The following is a 2,486-nucleotide window of genomic DNA, read 5'->3' as shown; positions in this document are numbered from 1 at the left end:
GCCGATAGCGCCGAACAGGAAGAGAACGAGTCCGAGGCTGACGCCAGTCTTGGTCAAACGTGGGTAATCGAGATTTCCGTAACGTCACATATCACTCTGAGATAGGCGAAACGAGAAAATCGTTTCGCGAGAGTGTGTGAAATGGTATCAACCGGGTGCCCGGAGAACTCACCGAGAGAGTGCGTCGGCGACGATGGGCGCGACAGAGACGTCGCTCACGTCGCGTTCGATGGTGTCGGTGCCGATGACGCGTTCGATGCCGGCGCGGCAGAGTTTCGTGCGAGCGTTGCGAGCGAGAAGCGGATGAACGGTGGCACAGAAGACGCGCTTGGCACCCCCATCGGCGAGGACGGAGACGGCCTTACTCATGGTCGTGCCGGTGGCGATGATGTCGTCTGTGATGACCACGTCTCGCCCCTCGAAGTCGGCGTCGCTCGGCGTAATCTCCACCTCGGTTCCGGAGTGGCGAACCTTCTCGAAGTAGTCGGTTTCGCCCGCGCCGTAGGCGTCGCGGACGGTCTCTGCGATACTGATGGCTCCCGAGTCGGGCGAGAGGAAAAGCGGGTCGTCGAGGCTCGGAAGCGGTTCGGCCAGTTGTCCGGCGGCGTCGACGATGTCCACGGGCACGTCGAAGAAGTCGGCAACGGCGTCTTCGTGGGGATTGACGAGGACGACGCGGTCGGTCGTCGTGCTCACGGCGCGAGCGACGGCGCGGGCCGAGACGGGGTGACCGGGCTCGAACGCCTTGTCCTGCCGGGCGTAACCCATGTACGGGATGACCGTCGTGACCTCCGTCGCGCCGGCCTCGCGGACGGCGTCTTGGAGTTGTAGCAGTTCGATATAGGCGTCGTTGCTGACGGTGCTGGCGACGATAGTCGCTTCGTCGGCGTCGAAATCGGGGACCGCCGCGAGCGTCTCGCCGTCCGGGAACCGGTCGTACTCGACGGCCGAAATCGACTCGCCGAGTTCAGACGCGAGCGCGGCCGTGAGTGCCTGCGAAGATGCGCCGGGTACGAGCATACTGGTGCGTCTCTTCTGGGGGGTAAAACCGCTTTTCGTTGCGTTCAGCCACGATGCGTGTCAGCGAACCGCGACGCCGACGGCGTCGAGACCGAGTACCTGCGTTCGCCAATCGGACGCCGTCGTCCGAACACAGAACGTGCCCACGTCGGTTACGGCGTAAACAGCCCGCGCGTCGTGTGCGAGCGCGACGACCGTCTCGTCCATCGGAATCGGGTCGGAAACCCACACCTCGCCTTCGCGCGAGACGATACCATCCGGGCCGACGGCGTGGGCGCGACCGTCGGGCATCGACGCGACCGCTGTCATCCGCCCGTCGAGTGCGTCTACCCAGCCGTTTCCGAGCGTGTACAGTCCGGACTCAGTTGCGGCGAGCGGCGTTCCCTCTGCAGCGCCGAGTCGACCGGCGGGGTCCGACACGTCGTGTGCGTCGTCGAGACCGACGTGTGTCAGCCCCTCATCGCTGATGCGGTAGACGCCGTCTTCGGCCGCGACGAGACTTCCGTCGAGCGCCCGAACCTCGCCAACTTCGCCGATGTCGGTCCAGCCAGATTCGTCGAAGCGGGCGATACGGCCCGTCTCGTCGGCGGCGACGACTCTGTTACGGTGGAAGCCGACGGTCGTCGTGGGACCGAAGCCGAGTTCGTGGTAGTCGTCGCCCTGCACCAAGAGCACGTCGTCGGCAGTAGCGACGGCGACTTCGCCCGGCGAGCCAGCCACGTCTCGCGGGTCACAGCGATGGTCGATACGGAATCCCCCGACGAGGTTGTCGGACACGTCGACACCCACAACACCCACGCTGGCGGCGACGTACACCGTCTTCTTCCCCGTCTTGTCAGCGTACACCCGTTTCTCGTCGATGGAGAGGTCGAAATCAGCCATCCGTTGGTCTGCAGTTCGGTGCGGGGTTCGGAAAGGATTGTGGTCGTTCTCGGGGGTCAGTGACGGCTGAGAAACGGCGTCGAAATTCGAAGTCGCTACAGAAATTCCCGCACGTCGGAGTACCACATATCGTGGTGGTCGAGTTCGCCGAGGGCTTCGGCGACATCGACCGCGAGCACGTGCCAGCAGCGTTCGCCCTCGTCGGGGTCGAGATTGTAGATGGTGTCTTTGCACGTACACCCGCGGCCTTCGACTACGTATTCGTCGTCGTAGCCGACGACCACGTCGAAGTCGCGGTAGCGCTTCACCCGTCGCTCGGAGACGGCCTCGATGGCCGTGACGCCGCGGTCGCCGTGGGCGTCAACGATGGCCTGCACGATTGGCGGCGAGAGTTCTCCGGTTTCGGAGAGGGCTGCTCGCCAGTCGTCGACCGTATCCACGTCCGTGCCTTCGTCGCTGCCGCTGAAAACGCATTCGATGCCACCAGCGGGCACAGTAGCTAGCCATTGCCAGCACCCCACGACGCATCCCAACCGGGTTCCGCCCGCGCGGGCGACTCCGGGTATGCACGTGAGCGAGGGAGG

At 64.7% G+C, this 2,486-nt stretch carries 3 protein-coding genes and 1 pseudogene; all 4 read right to left on the bottom strand.

The window, feature by feature from the left end; genetic code table 11:
- Window positions 1-72 (bottom strand): annotated as a pseudogene (locus tag QT222_RS02475) (DUF7860 family protein); the annotation flags it as partial.
- A 96-nt stretch (window positions 73-168) separates the two neighbouring features.
- Entirely contained in the window at window positions 169-1,020 is an 852-nt protein-coding gene (locus tag QT222_RS02470; protein WP_004058354.1) for a ribose-phosphate diphosphokinase, read from the bottom strand.
- 60 nt (window positions 1,021-1,080) lie between these two features.
- Window positions 1,081-1,902 (bottom strand): HVO_0234 family beta-propeller protein, encoded by an 822-nt coding sequence (locus QT222_RS02465; RefSeq protein ID WP_491476195.1) that lies wholly within the window; start codon window positions 1,900-1,902, stop codon window positions 1,081-1,083.
- Window positions 1,903-1,997: 95 nt separating this feature from the next.
- The gene (locus QT222_RS02460) at window positions 1,998-2,342 is read right to left on the bottom strand and encodes a hypothetical protein (protein ID WP_014732067.1); all 345 of its coding nucleotides are present in this window, start codon (window positions 2,340-2,342) and stop codon (window positions 1,998-2,000) included.
- Between the last annotated feature and the right edge of the window lie 144 nt (window positions 2,343-2,486).

Source organism: Haloferax sp. s1 (assembly GCF_058382125.1).
This window is presented reverse-complemented; position numbering and strand designations above follow the sequence as displayed.

Excerpts from the sequence above, each read along its gene's own strand:
- QT222_RS02470 (WP_004058354.1), bottom strand. The coding sequence starts at position 1,020 with ATGCTCGTACCCGGCGCATCTTCGCAGGCACTCACGGCCGCGCTCGCG.
- QT222_RS02465 (WP_491476195.1), bottom strand. The coding sequence starts at position 1,902 with ATGGCTGATTTCGACCTCTCCATCGACGAGAAACGGGTGTACGCTGAC.